General features: G+C 67.3%; 2 protein-coding genes. One reads left to right on the top strand and one right to left on the bottom strand.

What is annotated here, in order from left to right; translation table 11 throughout:
* Positions 1–482: 482 nt before the first annotated feature.
* On the bottom strand, positions 483–1391 hold the full coding sequence (gene cynR, locus ACIRJP_RS42480; RefSeq protein ID WP_404186589.1) for a transcriptional regulator CynR: 909 nt from the start codon (positions 1389–1391) through the stop codon (positions 483–485).
* A 124-nt stretch (positions 1392–1515) separates the two neighbouring features.
* On the opposite strand from cynR, the gene ACIRJP_RS42485 reads away from it, so the two are divergent.
* The coding region (locus ACIRJP_RS42485) for a carbonic anhydrase (protein WP_404186591.1) at positions 1516–2068 on the top strand (553 nt) is incomplete at its 3' end.

Below are 2068 nucleotides of genomic sequence, written 5' to 3' on the forward strand. Positions count from 1 at the left end.
AACCCCTCGACAAGGTTCATCGTCCCAGCTCAGAAGGCACTTTCGCGTTACCGCTCATGATCCGGACCAAAGCCCAAGCGAAACGCGCAGGTTAGAGATGCCGCCGCGCCCTTCCCGGACCCGCTACTTAGCGGGTCCGGGAAGGGCGCGGCGGCATTCGCCTATCAGATGTCCCGGTGGCCACACGTATCCACGGCCCGCACTCAAGCCGCAACAAATCGCTCCGGAGCCGGTACTTCCGAACTCCAGACCTGTGTCCTGCCGGCCGCTGCCCGCGACGGTGACAGCGGCGTCCGTGACCGTCCGCGAGAGCTGAGCGGGCCGTGCGGGCCGTGCGGGCCGTGCGGGCCGTGCGGGCCGTGCGGGCCGTGCGCCAGTCGATCAGAGGGCGTGCCGTACGAAGGGAGAGTTCCACGGCTCGACCTGTGGCTCGACCGACGGCGTCCCTGCGCCATGGGCCACCGCCCGCTGCCTCCGCGACCTCACAGGGAGGAGGAGTATCCGCTGGAGGCGACCCATTGTCGGGTGAGGTGGGTGAAAGCCCGGGCGGCTGCGCTTTGGTAGGAGCCCGAGCGGCAGAGCAGAGTGACAATGCGCTCGGGCAGGGGCGGGTCGAGGGGGACGGCACGCAGATGCGGGTGATCCCGGGCGAGGGCCTCGGGCAGCACAGATGCCAGAGGGGTGCGCTGGATCATTTCGGCGACGGCATTGACCGAGTTGGCTTCCATCGCGATGCGCGGTGTGGTGCGGTGCTGATCGAAGTAGGTGTCGATGTGCCTGCGGGTGGCAAAGTCGCTGCTGAGCAGGGCCAGGGGGCGGCTTTCCAGTTCTCGCACGGGTAGCGGGGCTGTCCGGTCGGCGTAGGGGTGGTGGGTGCCGACGACGAAGCTGAGGGCTTCGGCGAACAAGTCGTCCGTGGAGATGCCGGGCAGGTGGGCACCGCGAAAGGCGATCCCGAGGTCGAGGTCGTCGGCAAGGAGGGCGGACTCGATGCGGTCCTGCGTCATCTCCCTGATGCTCAGGGTGATGTCGGGATGACGGACGTGGAACTGTCCGGTGAGGGGGCCGATGAGGTAGGCGGTGAAGGTGGGGGTGACCGCCAGGCGCAGGCTGCCGCGGGAGAGGTCGGCCACGTCGTGAACGGCGCGTTCAGCAGCGGCGAGTTCCTGCAGAGCGCGACGGGCGTAGTGGACGTAGGTCTCCCCGGCGTCGGTGAGGCGCACGGCACGGCCCGTACGGTCCAGCAACTGCGTGCCCATCAGGCGTTCCATCTGTCTGATCTGCTGGGACAGGGTCGGTTGGGAGATGTGCAGGACTTCGGCGGCGCGGGTGAAGCTGCCTTGTTCGGCGACGGCGAGCAGATAGCGCAGATGACGTAGTTCGAAGCCCATGACATGACTATAGATGAGGTCAATAGATCTTATATTCAGTGCGTCTTGGACTCTATAAGCACAGTTCATGCATGGTGGACTTCGTCAACCCGCACCAGTCGGGCACTGGCCGAAAGGAGTGATCATGCAAGACCTCGCCGAGGGAGTCGCACATTTCCAGCGGGGCATCTTCCCCACCCAGGCGGCGCACTTTCAGCACCTGGCCACCACGCACCGGCCCGGCACCCTGTTCATCAGCTGCTCCGACGCCCGCGTCATACCGGAGCTGATTACACAGAGCGAGCCGGGCGAGCTGTTCGTCATCCGGACGGCCGGAAACCTGGTGCCCGCCTACACCCCGAACGCTGATGGGATCGCGGCGAGCATCGAGTACGCCGTCGCCGTCCTGGGCGTGTCCGACATCGTCGTCTGCGGGCATTCCGCCTGCGGCGCGATGACCGCCCTGGCGGACGAGCACGACCTCGCCGCCCTGCCGGCCGTCGCCCACTGGCTGCGGCACGCGGAGGCCTCCCGGGTCCGCACGGCCTGTGCCGAGCCCGGCGAGGACAAGGTGAGCGTCCTGGTACGGAACAACGTGATCGGTCAGCTGGCAAACCTGGCGACGCACCCCAGCGTCGTCCGGGCACTGGCGGCGAAGACCCTCACGCTGCGCGGCTGGGTCTACGACATCCCCACCG

It is taken from the genome of Streptomyces sp. NPDC102437, from assembly GCF_044765565.1.
Lineage (GTDB): Bacteria > Actinomycetota > Actinomycetes > Streptomycetales > Streptomycetaceae > Streptomyces.

What these genes read in the sequence shown, in the direction of transcription:
- cynR (WP_404186589.1), bottom strand. Translation starts at nt 1,391, where the DNA reads ATGGGCTTCGAACTACGTCATCTGCGCTATCTGCTCGCCGTCGCCGAA.